This is a genomic window from Streptomyces sp. H27-C3 (assembly GCF_030063415.1).
GTDB lineage: Bacteria > Actinomycetota > Actinomycetes > Streptomycetales > Streptomycetaceae > Streptomyces.
Window position 1 is genome coordinate 1 of record NZ_JASITA010000061.1, and the last position, 15,556, is coordinate 15,556.

The window sequence follows — 15,556 nt, forward strand, 5'->3', positions numbered from 1 at the left end:
GCGGGGGCGGGGGGGGGTGGGGGCGGGCGGGGGGGGGCGGCGGTGCGCGGGGGGTGGGGGGGGGGGGGGCGTGGGGGCCGGGGTGTATGGGGGGGTGGCGTGCGGGGGGGCGTGGGGCCGGGGGCCGGGGTCTCCGGGGGCGGCGTTCGGGACTGCATGATTTAGGCGCTCTGCGGGGCCCTGGGAGGAGTGGCCCGGGTGCTGCCCACAAATCACGCTCTACGTCCCGAACACCACCCCCTACGACCCCGGCCCCCTCCCGGCGTCGGAATCCCGAACCCGTGGGGGGTGCGTCGGAATCCCGGCCACGTGTGGTGGGACCCCGGCCACGTGTGGGCTTGGTGGTGGGACCCCGGCCACGTGTGGGCTTGGTGGTGGGACCCCGGCCCCTGTGCGGGGGCGCGGGTGGGGTGTCCGTGCGGGTGCCTGTTGGCTCAGGTTGCGTGCAGGGAGTTGAGGAGGGCGTCCAGGAGCTCGCGGTCGCGGGGCTGGGTCAGGCGGGTGGCTGCCGCTGTGGGGGAGAGCCACAGGATGCGGTCGACCTCGTCGTTCGGGACGAAGGTGCCCGGCGATGCCTCCGCCGCCCAGTAGTCGACCCGCTTGGCGTGGCCGTTCGCGATGTAGTGGGTGGTGGGGAGGCGGGGGCCCGGTGTGGCGGCGTGGCCTGTTTCTTCCCGGACCTCGCGCAGGGCGCCCTGGAGCGCGTCCTCGTTGCGCTTGAGTTTGCCTTTTGGGTGCGACCAGTCGTCGTATTTCGGTCGGTGTACGAGGCAGATCTGCAGGCCGGCGGTGGAGGTGCGGCGCCAGAGCACGCAGCCTGCGGCCAGGACGGTCGGATCGTGGGTGGGGTTCGCGGTGGTCATGGCGCGGGCCAGACCTGCTGGAAGGCGAAGCGGGCCGCCTCCACCTCGTGACGCTGGTCCGCGTGCAGCACGCCCAGGGCGTACGCCGTCGCCGGGGCGATGCGCGGGGTGCGGGCCGCCGAAGCTGCGGCTGCTGCGGCCTCCGCGGCGTCCCGGTGGCGGTTGAGGGAGTGGGCCGCGGTGAGGGTGTCGGCCGCTGGGGACCGTACGACTTCTTGCGCGTAGCGGTGCAGGCGCAGGAGGAGGCGGACCTGGTGCCAGGGGGCGTCCTGCGCCTCGGCGGTCGGTGTGGCGGCCAGGCCGTGGATCAGCGCCTCAGCGTTGTACGGGTGCGCCGCGCGGTTCAGCGGGAGTGTGGCCACCGCGTCGGTCAGGCGCCGGCGCGCCGCGTCGGCGAGCGGGACCAGGACCTCGTCGGCGGGCGCCGCGGCGGCCGGGCCCAGCGGGGCGTCGGACGCGAGGAGCGCCACGGCGTCGGCGACCGCGTGGAAGCGTGCGGAGCCCAGGGCCTGGAGTGCGGCGGAGTGCGCCCGCGTCCTGGCCAGGGTCAGCTGGCGGTCGAGCAGGGCTCCGGCCCGTGCGGCGCCGACGGTCAGGGCGCCGGTGGGCTGCGCAGTGCCTCGTGCGGCCGGTACCGGGGTCGTACCGGAGAGGCGGTTCAGGGCGTCGAGCAGCCGGGTCTGGCGGGCCGCGCAGGAGTGCTCACGGGCCAGGGTGCCCGACAGCCAGGCCAGCTCCGCGCGCAGCGGGTCGGCCCAGTGGGTGTCGGTCAGCGGCCGGAACGTGTGCAGGGCCCCGCCGATCCGCCGCGCCGAGCGCCGCAGCGCACCGGCCGCCTCGACGGCCGCGGCCCCCTGCGGGTCCTGGCCGCTCTCGCGGTGCATGCGCAGGCTGCGCAGGAAGTCCGCGGCCCGTTCGTGCAGATAGGGGGAGAGGACCTCACCGGCGGGCCGGTGGCCGGTGAACGGGCGGGCCGGGGCCCCGCTCCTGGATGCGGTGTCATGGTGTTGCACGCCGGCGCCTCCGGGCGTCTATGAGCATCTCCTGAACGTGCCGCAGCGGTGAGCCGTCCGCGTCCGTCGCGTGCCGAGTCCAGTTGCCGTCGGCACTGAGGTGCCACGAGGACGTGGCGTCGGACATGCCGGTTTCGAGGAACCGGGTCAGGGCCGCGCGGTGGGCCGGGTCGGTGACCCGGACCAGTGCCTCGATGCGGCGGTCGAGGTTGCGGTGCATCATGTCGGCGCTGCCGAACCACACTTCGGGCTCGCCGCCGTTCCCGAAGGAGAAGATCCGCGAGTGTTCCAGGAAGCGGCCGAGGATCGAGCGGACCCGGATGTTCTCCGACAGCCCGGTGACCCCGGGCCGTATCGCGCAGATCCCGCGCACCCAGATGTCGATCGGCACACCTGCTATGGCCGCCCGGTAACAGGCGTCGATGATGGCCTCGTCGACCATCGAGTTGACCTTGATGCGTACGTACGCGGGACGGCCCGCGCGGTGGTGCGCCACTTCCTTGTTGATGCGGGCGACCAGGCCGTCCCGCAGCGACTTGGGGGCGACCAGGAGGCGGCGGTACGTCTCGCGGCGCGAGTAGCCGGAGAGCCGGTTGAAGAGGTCGGAGAGGTCCGCGCCGACCTGCGGGTCCGCGGTGAGCAGGCCCAGGTCCTCGTAGAGGCGGGCCGTCTTGGGGTGGTAGTTGCCGGTGCCGACGTGGCTGTAGCGCCGTAGCGTCTCGCCCTCCTGGCGGACCACCAGGGACAGCTTGCAGTGGGTTTTCAGGCCGACCAGGCCGTAGACGACATGGCAGCCGGACTCCTCCAGCTTGCGCGCCCACTTGATGTTCGCCTGCTCGTCGAAGCGGGCCTTGATCTCGACCAGGACCAGGACCTGCTTGCCGGACTCGGCAGCGTCGATCAGCGCGTCCACTATCGGGGAGTCGCCCGAGGTCCGGTACAGCGTCTGCTTGATCGCCAGTACGTCCGGGTCGCCCGCGGCCTGCTCCAGGAAGGCCTGGACGGAGGTGGAGAAGGAGTCGTAGGGGTGGTGGAGGAGTACGTCGCGTTCGCGGAGGGCCGCGAAGATGTCCGGCGCGGACGCCGACTCGACCTCGGCCAGGTCACGGTGGGTGCCCGCGATGAATTTGGGGAACTTCAGCTCGGGGCGGTCGAGGGCCGCTATGCCGAACAGTCCGGTCAGGTCGAGGGGGCCGGGCAGCGGGTACACCTCGGCGTCGGACATCTTCAGCTCGCGGACCAACAGATCCAGGACGTACGGGTCGATGGACTCCTCGACCTCCAGGCGCACCGGCGGCCCGAAGCGGCGCCGCATCAGCTCCTTCTCCAGCGCCTGGAGGAGGTTCTCGGTGTCGTCCTCCTCGACTTCGAGGTCCTCGTTGCGCGTCACCCGGAACATGTGGTGCGCGAGGACCTCCATGCCGGGGAAGAGCTCTTCGAGATGCGCCGCTATGACGTCCTCAAGGGGCACGTAACGCTGCGGGGAGGATTCCAGGAAGCGTGAGAGCAGCGGCGGGACCTTGACGCGGGCGAAGTGGCGATGGCCGCTGACCGGGTTGCGTACGACCACCGCGAGGTTCAGGGACAGCCCCGAGATGTACGGGAAGGGGTGCGCCGGGTCGACCGCGAGGGGGGTGAGCACCGGGAAGATCTGCTGCCGGAAGAGCGTGAAGAGGCGAGCCTGCTCCTTCTCGGTCAGCTCGGGCCAGCGGATGAGGTGGATGTTCGCGTCGGCGAGGGCCGGGGCGATGTCCTGCTGGTAGCAGGCGGCGTGCCGGGCCATGAGCTCGCGGGAGCGGGTCCAGATCAGATCCAGGACCTCGCGGGGCTGCAGGCCGGACGCGGAGCGGGTTGCGACGCCGGTCGCGATGCGGCGCTTCAGGCCGGCCACCCGGACCATGAAGAACTCGTCGAGGTTCGAGGCGAAGATGGCGAGGAAATTAGCCCGTTCGAGGAGGGGCGTGCCGGGGTCCTCGGCCAGTTCGAGCACCCGCTCGTTGAACGCCAGCCAGCTGCGCTCGCGGTCCAGGAAGCGGCCCTGGGGCAGTTCCTCGTCGCCGTCGAGGTCATCTACGTACGTATCCAGGTCGGCATCGATGTCGGGATCCAGCGGCACCGGCGACGCGGCCACGGTGTGCGGGCGGTGCGCCGCGATGGAACCGACGGACGGCTGAGCATGCTGGACGGGGACATCGGCGCTCGGCTGCTGGCTCATGGCCCCATTCTTCCGCTTCCAGGTGCCGACGGGCGCGCCGAAGGGGGCGGATACGCGGGGCGCTCTCCCGTTGGGGGCGGGTGGCTCGGCGGGCTGCATTCCGTGAGGGTCGCAAGCGCGTCTGAATGGCCGGTAACGGGGACATGACGTCCGGGCGCGGGTGGGGGAACGCGGGTGGTGTGTGGGGGCGCGTGGGAGGTGGGTGCGTGGGGTGGGCATGGGTGGTGCCGAAGGCGAGCGCGAGGCGGCTGCGCTGGCCGCCGGAGAGGTTGCGCACGCGTGTGTGGGGGGCGAGGTCGCCCTCCTCGACGATGCGGCTCGCGAGTTCGTCCTGCCGGCGCGCGGAGTTCAGCTCGCGCCCCATCCGCAGGGGTCGGCGACGCTCAACTGCGGTATCAGCGGATTCTCCTGGGCGACAAAGGCGATCCGTTCGCGCGCCGTAGCCGGAGCGGTGCCCAGGACGCGGATCGTCCCCTCGGTGGTGCGGAGCAGTCCCGCCGCGAGGGCGAGCAGCGTCGTCTTGCCGGCGCCGTTGGGCCCGACGAGCGCGGCAGACGCGCCGACGGGCAGCCCGAACACTCCCTCAGTGTCCACTTCCCCTGCCGCCGCCCGTAGCGGCGGCCCAGTCCCACCGCCTCGATGGCCGTGTCGGTCATGTCCGTTCCCCCCCCCTGAAGCTTTCTTCGATCACGGAAGTGCACAGCGCGGCGGCATCGTCCTTCTCCAGTCCGGCCTTACGGGCCCGGGCCGCCCACTCGACCAGCTCGGCGCGCAGGCGGATTCCTCGGGCGCCCGGGTCCCGAGGGTGCGCCGGACGAAGGTGCCCATCCCGCGTCGCGCCTCGACCAGGCCCTCGCGCTCCAGCTCCCGGTAGGCCTTGAGCACGGTGTTCGGGTTGATCGCGGTGGCCTCGACGACTTCGCGGGCGGTCGGCAGCTGATCGCCGGGCTCCAGCAGGCCGAGCCTGAGGGCGTGCTTGGTCTGCTGCACGATCTGGAGATAGGTGGCGACGCCGGTGCGCCGGTCGATACGGAACTCGACCACTTCGCTCACACATCCCTTTCACTAGTTAACGACCTCGGGGGCAATAGTGCGCGGGCTCCCGGCGCCCCGCGACTCCGCCTCCGGCGTTGTCGTCGGTCGACGACGCTCCGCGTCGCCTCCCTCCTCCGCCTAGGACGCGAAGCCGCAGGACGCCACTCGCTGATCCACACTCCATTGCCCCCGAGGTCGTAAGTAGTGGAAGAGTGCAAAGAGGGGGCGATGTCAACCGACGCCGCCCCCAGGGGTGTTGCTGAACGGGTGCTGTCCTATGACTCCGTGCGGTACATCAGGTCCACTCCGTGCGTGGTGAAACCGAGCCGCTCGTACACCGTGACCGCCGCCGTGTTGTCCGCGTCGACGTACAGCATCGCGGTCGGCAGCCCTGCCGCCGCGAGGTGCCGCAGGCCGGTCGCGGTGAGTGCCTTGCCGAGGCCGCCGCCCTGGGCGTCCGGGCGGATCCCGACGACGTACACCTCGCCGAGCTGCTCATCGGCGTGCACCTTCGTCCAGTGGAAACCGATCAGCTCGCCGTCGCGCTCGGCCAGGAAGAAGCCCTTGGGGTCGAACCACGACTCCGCCTTGCGGTCGTCCAGGTCGCGCTGCGTCAGCGAACCCTGCTCCGGGTGGTGCGCGAACGCCGCCGCGTTCACGGCGAGCCAGGCCGTGTCGTCCCGGCCGGGCACGAAGGTGCGGATGCTCGCGCCCTCGGGAAGCACCGGCTCGGGGATGTCCAGCGGGCTCAAGGGGCGGCGCAGCTGCCGCAGTTCGCGGAAGAGTGTCAGCCCGAGCACCTGCGCGAGATGCCGCGCCGCGGACCTCCCGCCGTGCGCCCACACCCGCAGCCGCTTGCCCGACGCGTTCAGCACGGCCGACCCGAGCGCCCGCCCGTGACCCTGCCCGCGATGCGAGGGATGTACGACCAGCTCGGCGGCCGGAGCCTCGACAGGGTCGGTGTCCTCCAGTTGCGCGTAACCGAGCAGCATCCCGTCGGCCCGCGACAGCAGGAAGTGCCGGATGCCCGCACGGTGCCCGCCCCGGAGCTGGAGCCTGCCCTGCTCGGACACGGCATGTACGCCGTCCTCGCGGGCGGCGTCGGTCAGCAGGCCGATGACCTGCTGCGCCTGCTCGTCGGTGAGCTCGTCGAGGGTCTGGATCTGGCGGTCGGGGGCGGGGGCTACCGGGTCAGTCGTCATGGGTACGAGCGTACGGCGGCAATTGTCCAGCAAGCTGTTTGCCCCAATTGGTCGGGCCACGGTCGAGCCATCTGCTGCATGTACTTGAGGTTGCTCCGACTGAAGCCGCGCTGGTTCGGGAATTCGGTGCGCAGCTCGGCCGAGATGCGGTCGATGACCTTGGTGCCCCACTTCTCGCTGCGCTGTCGCGTCAGGATCGTCCGCCCGATCTCCCAGTACATCTGGAGCATCTCGGTGTTGACCTTGAGCTGTGCGCGCATGTGCGCGCCGCGCACGATCGACTTGAGGTCATCGACCATCTGGCAGAAGCCCGGCGGTAGTTCGGAAGTCCGAGCGGGTACGACAGCCTTGGCTGTGAGTTCACTGTCCATGGGTGCAGGCTTGCGGCACTCGCGCGTGCCGTGACGTTCCTGCTCGCATATGTCCGCCATACGGGTGATACACGTCGAATGCCCCGTTGACGAAATGATGGCAACCAGCTCGTAACCCGGGACCCCTGTCGCTCTACGCGCGTTGACTTTAAGCTGCCGCTCGCAGCGCCCATCACCTCACGCCACTTCATGCCGACTTCACGTCCAGCTCTCCACGCTGAACTCACAAGGGGACAGATGTCAGCGAACCCCCGCTCCACCCGTACGCAGCGCGCCTCGCGCACCGGTCGCGCGACCCGGCGGATGCTCGCGTCCGCCGCCGGTCTCGCCACCCTCGGTGCGCTCGTCGCCGCGATGCCGGCCGGCGCCCAGGACGCCGGGCGGCACCACAAGCCGAAGCCGTCGCGGACCGTCGATGTGCAGTTGCTGTCCTTCAACGACCTGCACGGGAACCTGGAGCCCCCGGCGGGCTCGGCCGGCACGGTCAACGAGACGCAGCCCGACGGGACGAGGAAGGCGATCCCGGCCGGTGGCGTGGAGTACCTGGCGACCTCGCTGCGCGACGCGCGCGACGGCAACCGGTACTCCGTCACCGCGGCCGCCGGTGACATGGTCGGCGGCAGCCCCCTCATGTCCGGGCTGTTCCACGACGAGCCGACCATCGAGGCGCTGAACCAGCTCGACCTGGACGTGTCGGCTGTCGGCAACCACGAGTTCGACGAGGGCTCCGCCGAGCTGGCCCGCCTGCAGAACGGCGGCTGCCACCCGGTCGAGGGTTGCTTCGAGAAGGGCAAGAAGTTCAAGGGCGCCGACTTCCCGTACCTCGCCGCGAACGTCACCCGCGAGAAGACCGGCAAGCCGCTCCTCAAGCCGTACACGGTGTGGAAGAAGAACGGGGTCAAGATCGGCTTCGTCGGAGTCACCCTCGAAGGCACCCCGGACATCGTCACGGCCAACGGCGTCAAGGGCCTGAAGTTCCACGACGAGATCGAGACCGTCAACAAGTACGCCAAGGAACTCGACCGCCAGGGCGTCAAGTCGATCGTCGCGCTGATCCACGAGGGCGGCTCGCCGGCCAGCAGTTCGTACAACTACGACTGCGACTCCCCGGGCGCCGGTGACGGCATCTCAGGACCGATCACAGACATCGCCAAGGGCATCACGCCCAAGGTCGACGCGCTGGTCACCGGGCACACCCACCAGGCGTACGCGTGCACCATCCCCGACCCGGCGGGCAAGCCGCGCATGGTCACATCGGCGTCCTCGTTCGGCAAGGTCTACACCGACACCACGCTGACCTACGACCGCAGGACCAGGGACATCGTCCGTACGTCGGTGAAGTCCTCGAAGTCCGTGAACCACATCGTCAGCCGCGACCAGGACAAGGCCGCGGACATGACCTCGCTCATCGGCCGCTGGAGCACCCTCGCCGCGCCCGTCGCCAACCGGCCGCAGGGCTTCATCTCCGCCGACATCAACGGCCGCGGCTCCACGGCCCCCGAGAAGCCGCTCGGCGACCTGATCGCCGACGCGCAGCTTGAGGGCCTGGCCCCGGCCGACAAGGGCGGGGCGCAGCTCGCCTTCATGAACCCGGGCGGGATCCGCTCCGACCTGGTCTACAAGGCGAGTAGCAGTGAGGGCGACGGAGTGGTGACGTACGGCGAGGCGTTCACCGTCCAGCCGTTCACCAACATGATGAACGTCGTCGACCTGACCGGCGCCCAGCTGATCACCGCGCTCCAGCAGCAGGTCAGCGGCGGCAACGACGCCTCCCCGAAGGTGCTTCAGGTGTCCAGGGGCTTCACGTACACCCTGGACATGACCCAGCAGGGCGCGGCCCGTATCGACGTCGCCTCTGTGAAGCTGAACGGCGTCGCGCTCGACCCGGCGAAGACCTACCGGGTCGCGATGAACGAGTTCCTCGCCGGTGGCGGCGACGGCTTCGCGGTCTTCAAGGAGCACAAGAACAAGCTGGTCGGCGCCTCCGACCTGGATCTCTTCAATGCCTACCTGGCGGCGAACTCCAGCGCGGCCAAGCCGATCGCACCGCCGGCCGCCGACCGGATCACGGTCGTGAAGTAGGGGAGCACGGACGAGGCGGCGGCGGCACGCGCGAGGCGGCGCGGGCGACGCATGCGAACGGCCGCGCTCCCACGGGAAACCGTGGGGGCGCGGCCGTTCGTCGACGACAGCGCGGAGCCGTCAGTCGTTTCAGTGGCCGTGGTGACCGAAGCCCGCCTCCCACTCGCACGCGGACTTCGAGCGGTGGGTCTCGGTGATGCCGAAGGGCCCACCGATGTTGAGGTACTCGAACCCGGCCCTCATGCCCTCGCCGCGGTGGGCGCCGGAGAGGTCGCAGCCGCAGTGGTGACCGAAGCCGCGGTCGTGGCCGCCGAAGGCGCTCTCGCTCTCGTACGCGGACTTCCCACCCTTGGCCGCGGTGATGCCGTACGGGCCGCCGACGTTGCTGTACTCGAACCCGGCTGCCATGCACCCGCTCCGGTGGGCGTGGCCACCGTCGATGTTCATCGATGCGGCGGCGGCGGGGCCGGCTGCCATGAATCCGGCCGTGGCGATGGCGGCAACGGTGATAGCGAGACGACGAAGCATGTGAATTCCTCCGGAGCGTGCGTGAGGGATGATTACCTGACCTCATCGCAATCCGGTGCGCCGGTACGCGCTACACGCCGGGGGGCCCGGAAACGGGCCGGGACTGTACCCGATTGGCGGGCGCACCGCCGTCGGAGCTGGGCCATCCGGCGGTCCCTCGGGCGGGCAGGCCCGGTTCACACCACCCCGGCCGGTGGCGGAGTGGCCGCCCCCGGCAGCCCGATCAGGGCCTCCGTGCCGGCGCCCCCGTCCGGCGGGCGCCGCAGCTCGATCGTGCCGCCCGCGTGCTGGACCGTACGGGCCACGATCGACAGGCCCAGGCCCGAGCCCGGCAGGGCGCGGGCGGACGGGGAGCGCCAGAAGCGGTCGAAGACGAGGGGGAGTTCGTCGGCGGGGATGCCGGGGCCGTGGTCGCGGACGGTCAGCCTGCCCCGGCGCAGCACGACCTCGACGGCGCCGCCCGGCGGGCTGAACTTCACCGCGTTGTCGAGGACGTTGACCAGCGCCCGCTCCAGCGTGGCGGGCTCGGCGCGTACGTACCAGGGCGCGAGGTCGGAGGTGATCGTCAGCTCGGGGCCGCGCAGCCGCGCCCGCTCCAGGGCCGCCGCGGCGATCTCGTGCAGCGCGACGACCCGCGCCGGGCTGCCCTGTATCGCCGTGTCCGGCCTTGCCAGCTCCTGCAAGTCGCCGATGAGAGCGGCCAGTTCGGTCATCTGGGCTTTGACCGAGGCCATCAGCGCGGCCCGGTCGGTGGGCGGGATGGCCCGGCCCGTCTCGTCACTGCGGGCCAGCAGCTCCACATTGGTGCGCAGCGAGGTCAGTGGCGTGCGCAGCTCGTGCCCCGCGTCGGCGATCAGTTGCGCCTGGCGGTCGCGGGAGCTGGCCAGGGCGGTGGTCATCGCGTTGAACGACAGGGAGAGGCGGGCGATCTCGTCCTCGCCCTCGACCGGGATGCGCACGGTCAGGTCCTCCGTGCGCGCCACATGCTCGACCGCGTCCGTCAGCCGGTCCACGGGCCGCAGCCCGGTCCTCGCCACCCACAGTCCGGCGGCGCCCGCGCCGAGCACACCGAGGCCGGCGACGGCGAGCAGGACGAGCGCGAGCTGGTTCAGCGCGCCGTCGACCTCGGCGAGGGGGCGGGAGAACGACACGGTGAGCCCGGTGCCGCGGTCCTGGTGCGTGAAGACGCGGACCGCCTCGCCGGTGTCGGTGACCCCGTCGTGCCAGGCCTGGTCGGCGAGGTGCCGGGCGACGTGGGTGTCGGCGTCCTGGACCTTGACGGGGGTCGACCCCGGGCCGACACAGCGGCCGCCGTCGAGGCGCACCAGTTGTACGTACGTCGTGCTGGGCGGGGCGTCCTTGCTGGGCGCCGGGCCCGACTCCTGACAGTTCGACGCGGCCAGCTCCAGGTACCCGCGCGACACGGACAGGCTCTCCAGGGAGGAATCCAGCTGGGAGCGCAGCTGGCTCTCGGTGAGCAGCCAGCAGGCCACCGCGGCCAGGGCAACGGCCACGGTCACCGCGGTGGTGACGAGCAGCGCGAGGCGGGAGCGCAGCGGCAGCGAGGCCAGGCGGCGCAGCGGGCCGCGCCTGCCGGGCTCCGGGGCGGGGCCTTCCGGTTCGCCGGGGCCGTCCGTGGGGTGCGGGGCGTCGTGCGGGGCGTGCGTGGTGCTCACTCCGTACCGCCGCCCGTGCGCAGCGCGTACCCCACTCCCCGCACCGTGTGCACGAGGCGCGGCTCGCCGGCCGCCTCCGTCTTGCGGCGCAGGTACATCACGTACACGTCGAGCGAGTTCGAGCTCGGTTCGAAGTCGAAGCCCCAGACCGCCTTGAGGATCTGCTCGCGCGTCAGGACCTGGCGCGGGTGCGCGAGGAACATCTCCAGAAGCATGAACTCGGTCCGGGTCAGCTCCACTTGGCGGCTGCCGCGGGTGACCTCGCGGGTCGCGAGGTCCATCCGCAGGTCGGCGAAGGACAGCACGTGTCCGGGCTGGTCCTCGCCGCCCGCGCCGTGGGTCGCCGCGTACGAACTGCGCCGCAGCAGGGCCCTGATCCGGGCGAACAGTTCGTCCAGCTCGAACGGTTTCACCAGGTAGTCGTCGGCGCCCGCGTCGAGCCCGGTCACGCGGTCGCCGACCGTATCGCGGGCGGTCAGCATCAGGATGGGGATGGTGTCGCCGGAGGAGCGGATGCGGCGGGCGGCGGTCAGGCCGTCCATCCGGGGCATCTGGATGTCAAGGACGATCAGATCGGGCTCGTAAGCGGCGGTCTTGGCGAGCGCGTCGATGCCGTCGACCGCGACTTCCGTGCCGTAGCCCTCGAAGGCGAGGCTGCGCTGGAGCGCCTCGCGCACGGCGGGTTCGTCGTCGACGATCAGGATGCGCTCGGCGGGGCTGGTCATCGGGGGTCCTCGGCGGTGGTGGGAGTGCGGGTGGGGCGCTGCGGGGGTGCGCTCAGCGTCGCACGGGGCGGGGCGGTGGCGCCTGCGGCGGGCTGTTCCCCGACCCGCCCCTTCCCGCTGTGACATGGTGCGGCTGCCGCCGCGTGACGGGGGCAAGCCCCCGGACCCCCTGAGGGCGTGTCCTGAAGCGCCGGACGGGCTGGATATTTCAGGCCGCCCGCAGCTTCGCCAGGTCCGCCTTGACCGTGTCTATCGGGATGGCGAAGCCGAGGCCGACGCTGCCCGAGGTGGAGCCCGTGGCCCCGCTCGGTGCGTACATCGCGGAGTTGATGCCGATGATCTCGCCGTTCATGTTGATGAGCGCGCCGCCGGAGTTGCCGGGGTTGAGGGACGCGTCCGTCTGGAGGGCCTTGTACGTCGTCTTGGACGACCCTGTTTCCCCGTTGAACTGCTTCCCGCCGAACTCGAACGGCCACTGGCCGCTCCCGTCGCCCTGACCGCCCCGGCCCTGCTGGTCCGGCTGCCCCTGACCCTGGTCCTGGTCCTTCGCCACCGTGACGTCCCGGTCGAGCGCGGAGACGATTCCGCTGGTCACGGTCCCCGTCAGGCCCTCGGGCGAACCGATCGCCACCACCTCGTCGCCGACCTTCACCCGGTCGGAGCTGCCGAGCGACGCCGTCTTGAGCCCGCTCGCGCCTTCGAGCTTGATGAGCGCGAGGTCCTTGTCCGCGTCGGTGCCGACGACCTTCGCCGTGTACGTCTTGCCGTCGCTCAGCTTGACCTTGATGGTCGAGGCGCCCGCGACGACATGGTTGTTGGTGATGATCTCGCCGTCGGCGGTGATGATCACGCCGGAGCCGGTGGAGTCGCCCGCCGAGGACGTCGCGCTGATCTCGACGATGCTCGGGCTCACGGCCTGCGCGACCCCGGCGACGGTGCCCTTGCTGCTCTGCGCGACGTTGGAGCCGGTGACGCCGGTGCCGACGCCCGGGTCGCTCTTCGCCAGGTTCTGGACGAGCGCGCCCGTTCCACCGCCTATCGCGGCGGCGGTGAGGGCGACCGCGGCCAGCATCGCCACGGGCCGCTTGGCCCGCTTGCGGTGGGGCGGGGGCGGGGGCCATGCAGCCGTCCCCGCACCCCCGGCCGCACCCGCCGCCACCGGCTGCGCGGGTTCGTACGCGGGCGGCGGCGGATACGCGGCGGAGTACGCCTGCGCGTCCCGCTCCGCATCGTCCCTGGCCCGCTGCCAGGCCTCGTCCCCGTAGGGCTGCTGGTGCTCGGGCTCCGGGTTCTCGCCGCTGCGGCGGTGGCTGTCGGTCATGTCTCCGAGCTTGGCCACCGCTTATGAGAACCGTCTGAGGACGTGGTGAGAAGCCGCGCAGAAGCGCGTATGCCGGACATAAAAAGGTGCGTTACGCGCCGTGGCATCCGCAGGAGCGGCGTACGACCAGCGCCGAGGGGAACTGCTTCAGGCGCTCGCGCCGCGATCCCGCCACCCGCAGCGCGTCGTCGAGGACCAGGTCCACCGCCGCCCGCGCCATCGCCGGGCGGTCGGAGAAGACCGTCGTCAGCGGCGGGTCGGTCAGCGCGGCCTCCTTGACGTCGTCGAAGCCTGCCACCGCCAGCTCGCCCGGCACGTCGATGCGCAGCTCGCGCGCCGCCCGCAGTACGCCGATCGCCTGGTCGTCCGTGGCGCAGAAGATCGCCGGGGGTCTGTCGGGGCCCGCGAGCAGCCCGAGGGCCACCTGGTACGCGTCGTAGCGGTTGTACGGGGCCTGGAAGAGGCGGCCCTCGGTGGAGCGCCCGGATTCCTGCATGGCGCGGCGCCAGCCCTCGACGTGGTCGGCCACCGGGTCACCTACCGCCGGGGTGGACTCCACGCCGCCCAGGCACGCCACGTACGCGTACCCGTGCTCCAGCAGGTGGCGGGTGGCGAGCTGGGCGCCGCCGACGTCGTCCGTCACCACGGCCACGTCGTCGATCGCCTCGGGCCGCTCGTGCAGCAGCACCACCCGCGCGTCCCAGGCCTCGATCTCCGCGGCGGCGTGCTCGCTGGGGCCCTGGCTGACCAGGATCAGCCCGGACACCCGCATGCCGAGGAAGGCCCGCAGATAGTGGACCTCGCGCTCGTCGCGGTAGTCGGAGTTGCCGACGAGGACCATTTTTCCGCGCTCGGCGGCGGCCTGTTCGACGGCGTGCGCCATCTCGGCGAAGAAGGGCTGCCTGGCGTCGGGGACGATCATTCCTATGAGGTCCGTACGCCGCGACGCCATCGCCTGGGCCACCCGGTCCGGCCGGTACCCCAGCTCCTTGATCGCGACGAGCACCCGCTCGCGCGTGGCCGGGGCGACCGGGCGCGGTCCGTTGTTGATGACGTAACTGACGACCGCGGTCGACGTCCCCGCAAGTCGTGCCACATCGTCCCGCGTCACCTTGGCCACGCGCGGCAGTCTACGCGTGGCGACCCAGGCGCTGTCGGTTGGATCAGGCCGGGCTCGCGGCCTGATCCGACCGACACCGCCTACCGGCCTGAAGGCTTACGGCCACCGCCGGGCAAGCCTTGTGCCTACCGCTCGACAGCCCGTGGGGCCGACCCCACAGGAGCCTCGCCCCGGGGGTCCGTGTCCGCCGGCCGGGACGCCGGGGAAACCGGCGGAGCGGCCTTTCCCCGGGGGTCCCCACCGGCCCGGTCCGCCTTCTCCGGTGTCACGAAGCGGTAGCCGACATTGCGTACGGTGCCGATCAGCGCCTCGTGCTCGGGCCCGAGCTTCGCCCGCAGCCGCCGCACATGGACATCGACCGTGCGCGTACCGCCGAAGTAGTCGTAACCCCACACTTCCTGGAGCAACTGCGCGCGCGTGAAGACCCGGCCCGGGTGCTGCGCCAGGTACTTGATCAGCTCGAACTCCTTGAAGGTCAGGTCCAGGACCCGGCCCTTGAGCTTCGCGCTGTAGGTCGCCTCGTCGATGGAGAGGTCGCCGTTGCGGATCTCCATCGGGCTGTCGTCCGACGCGATCTGCCGGCGGCCCGTCGCGAGGCGCAGCCGCGCCTCGACCTCGGCGGGTCCCGCGGTGTCGAGCAGTACGTCGTCGATGCCCCAGTCGGCGGTGACGGCCGCGAGGCCGCCCTCCGTCACGACGAGGATCAGCGGACAGCCGGGGCCGGTGGACCGCAGCAGCTGGCACAGCGACCTGACCTGCGGAAGGTCACGGCGGCCGTCGATCAGGATGATGTCGGCACCAGGGGTGTCGACGAGGGCCGGGCCCTCGGCGGGAGCCACCCGCACACTGTGCAGAAGCAGGCCGAGGGCGGGAAGCACCTCCGTCGAGGGCTGAAGGGCATTGGTCAGGAGCAGCAGAGAACTCATCGTCCGCCACCTGCCTTGTTCGGACTGTCATGCACGGTTCGCTCGCCCATTACGTCGGTTCCTCCTCGGTCCCTGCGAGGACGTATGCGGCACTGCTTCGTACGTACGGACCTTCGCGCCCTGAGGTCCGCCTGTCGTGTCGCGTCTGTCATGTCTTCCGTCCGCCATAACGGCCAGAAAGCACAAAAGGACCCGGGGGCAACATTGCCCAGGTCCTCTGCCCAGCAGAATAGCCCACCCGGCTTCCGAGCCAGAGGGGCAATTCCGGAGATCATTTGTTTCCTTGGTCACGCGGCAGACACCAAGCACACCCCCAGGAGCACCCATCTGTGCAGGTCGCGGCCATGATCGCGGTCTGGTTCCGGTGGCACGCGGGCCTTCTGTCGCGGTTGCACGGGGGGCGCACGGAGGCGCGTACGAATGAGATCGCCGCCACGAGCGCCCCTCGGGCGTAGGGGGCCAGGGGCGGAGGCGTCATC

Annotated in this window: 12 protein-coding genes and 2 pseudogenes; 1 reads left to right on the forward strand and 13 read right to left on the reverse strand. The window is 71.3% G+C overall.

Going from position 1 to position 15,556, the window contains the following annotated elements; all coding sequences use genetic code 11:
• Nucleotides 1-434 precede the first annotated feature (434 nt).
• From QMK30_RS35565 to QMK30_RS35595, 7 genes and pseudogenes are all read right to left on the reverse strand, one after another.
• Nucleotides 435-863 (reverse strand): NUDIX hydrolase, encoded by a 429-nt coding sequence (locus QMK30_RS35565; protein WP_283522484.1) that lies wholly within the window; start codon nt 861-863, stop codon nt 435-437.
• Nucleotides 860-1,876 (reverse strand): CHAD domain-containing protein, encoded by a 1,017-nt coding sequence (locus QMK30_RS35570; protein ID WP_502963289.1) that lies wholly within the window; start codon nt 1,874-1,876, stop codon nt 860-862. Before QMK30_RS35570 ends, QMK30_RS35565 begins: the two co-directional genes overlap by 4 nt.
• The gene (locus tag QMK30_RS35575; protein ID WP_283522485.1) at nt 1,863-4,091 is read right to left on the reverse strand and encodes an RNA degradosome polyphosphate kinase; all 2,229 of its coding nucleotides are present in this window, start codon (nt 4,089-4,091) and stop codon (nt 1,863-1,865) included. The genes QMK30_RS35570 and QMK30_RS35575 overlap by 14 nt, the downstream gene beginning before the upstream one ends.
• A gap of 232 nt (nt 4,092-4,323) precedes the next feature.
• Nucleotides 4,324-4,747 (reverse strand): annotated as a pseudogene (locus tag QMK30_RS35580) (ATP-binding cassette domain-containing protein); the annotation flags it as partial.
• Nucleotides 4,744-5,135, reverse strand: a pseudogene (locus tag QMK30_RS35585) (GntR family transcriptional regulator). The pseudogenes QMK30_RS35580 and QMK30_RS35585, both read right to left, overlap by 4 nt.
• 266 nt (nt 5,136-5,401) lie before the next feature.
• A complete protein-coding gene (gene mshD / locus QMK30_RS35590; RefSeq protein WP_283522486.1) occupies nt 5,402-6,328 on the reverse strand; it encodes a mycothiol synthase in 927 nt (308 codons plus the stop codon).
• Nucleotides 6,325-6,699 (reverse strand): DUF1016 N-terminal domain-containing protein, encoded by a 375-nt coding sequence (locus QMK30_RS35595; RefSeq protein ID WP_283522487.1) that lies wholly within the window; start codon nt 6,697-6,699, stop codon nt 6,325-6,327. The genes mshD and QMK30_RS35595 overlap by 4 nt, the downstream gene beginning before the upstream one ends.
• 237 nt (nt 6,700-6,936) lie before the next feature.
• Between QMK30_RS35595 and QMK30_RS35600 the strand changes: the two genes are divergently transcribed.
• Nucleotides 6,937-8,781: a bifunctional metallophosphatase/5'-nucleotidase gene (locus QMK30_RS35600; protein WP_283522488.1), complete on the forward strand. Its 1,845-nt coding sequence runs from the start codon at nt 6,937-6,939 to the stop codon at nt 8,779-8,781.
• A 129-nt stretch (nt 8,782-8,910) separates the two neighbouring features.
• Here QMK30_RS35600 and QMK30_RS35605 read toward each other — a convergent pair whose 3' ends face one another.
• The 6 genes from QMK30_RS35605 to QMK30_RS35630 all read right to left on the reverse strand — a co-directional run bounded on the left by QMK30_RS35605 (nt 8,911) and on the right by QMK30_RS35630 (nt 15,077).
• Nucleotides 8,911-9,309 carry a hypothetical protein gene (locus QMK30_RS35605; protein WP_283522489.1) on the reverse strand — a complete coding sequence of 133 codons (399 nt, stop codon included), beginning with the start codon at nt 9,307-9,309 and terminating at the stop codon, nt 8,911-8,913.
• 176 nt (nt 9,310-9,485) lie between these two features.
• On the reverse strand, nt 9,486-10,985 hold the full coding sequence (locus QMK30_RS35610) for a sensor histidine kinase (RefSeq protein ID WP_502963290.1): 1,500 nt from the start codon (nt 10,983-10,985) through the stop codon (nt 9,486-9,488).
• The gene (locus QMK30_RS35615) at nt 10,982-11,710 is read right to left on the reverse strand and encodes a response regulator transcription factor (protein ID WP_283522490.1); all 729 of its coding nucleotides are present in this window, start codon (nt 11,708-11,710) and stop codon (nt 10,982-10,984) included. Before QMK30_RS35615 ends, QMK30_RS35610 begins: the two co-directional genes overlap by 4 nt.
• Before the next feature lie 208 nt (nt 11,711-11,918).
• Complete coding sequence (locus QMK30_RS35620) at nt 11,919-13,031, reverse strand: S1C family serine protease (RefSeq protein WP_283522491.1); 1,113 nt, start codon at nt 13,029-13,031, stop codon at nt 11,919-11,921.
• 91 nt (nt 13,032-13,122) lie between these two features.
• Nucleotides 13,123-14,151, reverse strand: a complete 1,029-nt coding sequence (locus tag QMK30_RS35625; protein WP_283522492.1) for a LacI family DNA-binding transcriptional regulator — start codon at nt 14,149-14,151, stop codon at nt 13,123-13,125.
• A 125-nt stretch (nt 14,152-14,276) separates the two neighbouring features.
• Nucleotides 14,277-15,077, reverse strand: coding sequence for a response regulator transcription factor (locus QMK30_RS35630; protein ID WP_283522493.1), 801 nt, complete (start codon nt 15,075-15,077; stop codon nt 14,277-14,279).
• Nucleotides 15,078-15,556: the final 479 nt, after the last annotated feature.

Coding starts and splice junctions, on each gene's coding strand:
- QMK30_RS35605 (WP_283522489.1), bottom strand. CDS start 9,309: ATGCTTCGTCGTCTCGCTATCACCGTTGCCGCCATCGCCACGGCCGGA.
- QMK30_RS35575 (WP_283522485.1), bottom strand. CDS start 4,091: ATGAGCCAGCAGCCGAGCGCCGATGTCCCCGTCCAGCATGCTCAGCCG.
- QMK30_RS35595 (WP_283522487.1), bottom strand. CDS start 6,699: ATGGACAGTGAACTCACAGCCAAGGCTGTCGTACCCGCTCGGACTTCC.
- QMK30_RS35565 (WP_283522484.1), bottom strand. CDS start 863: ATGACCACCGCGAACCCCACCCACGATCCGACCGTCCTGGCCGCAGGC.
- mshD (WP_283522486.1), bottom strand. CDS start 6,328: ATGACGACTGACCCGGTAGCCCCCGCCCCCGACCGCCAGATCCAGACC.
- QMK30_RS35630 (WP_283522493.1), bottom strand. CDS start 15,077: ATGAGTTCTCTGCTGCTCCTGACCAATGCCCTTCAGCCCTCGACGGAG.
- QMK30_RS35615 (WP_283522490.1), bottom strand. CDS start 11,710: ATGACCAGCCCCGCCGAGCGCATCCTGATCGTCGACGACGAACCCGCC.
- QMK30_RS35620 (WP_283522491.1), bottom strand. CDS start 13,031: ATGACCGACAGCCACCGCCGCAGCGGCGAGAACCCGGAGCCCGAGCAC.
- QMK30_RS35600 (WP_283522488.1), top strand. CDS start 6,937: ATGTCAGCGAACCCCCGCTCCACCCGTACGCAGCGCGCCTCGCGCACC.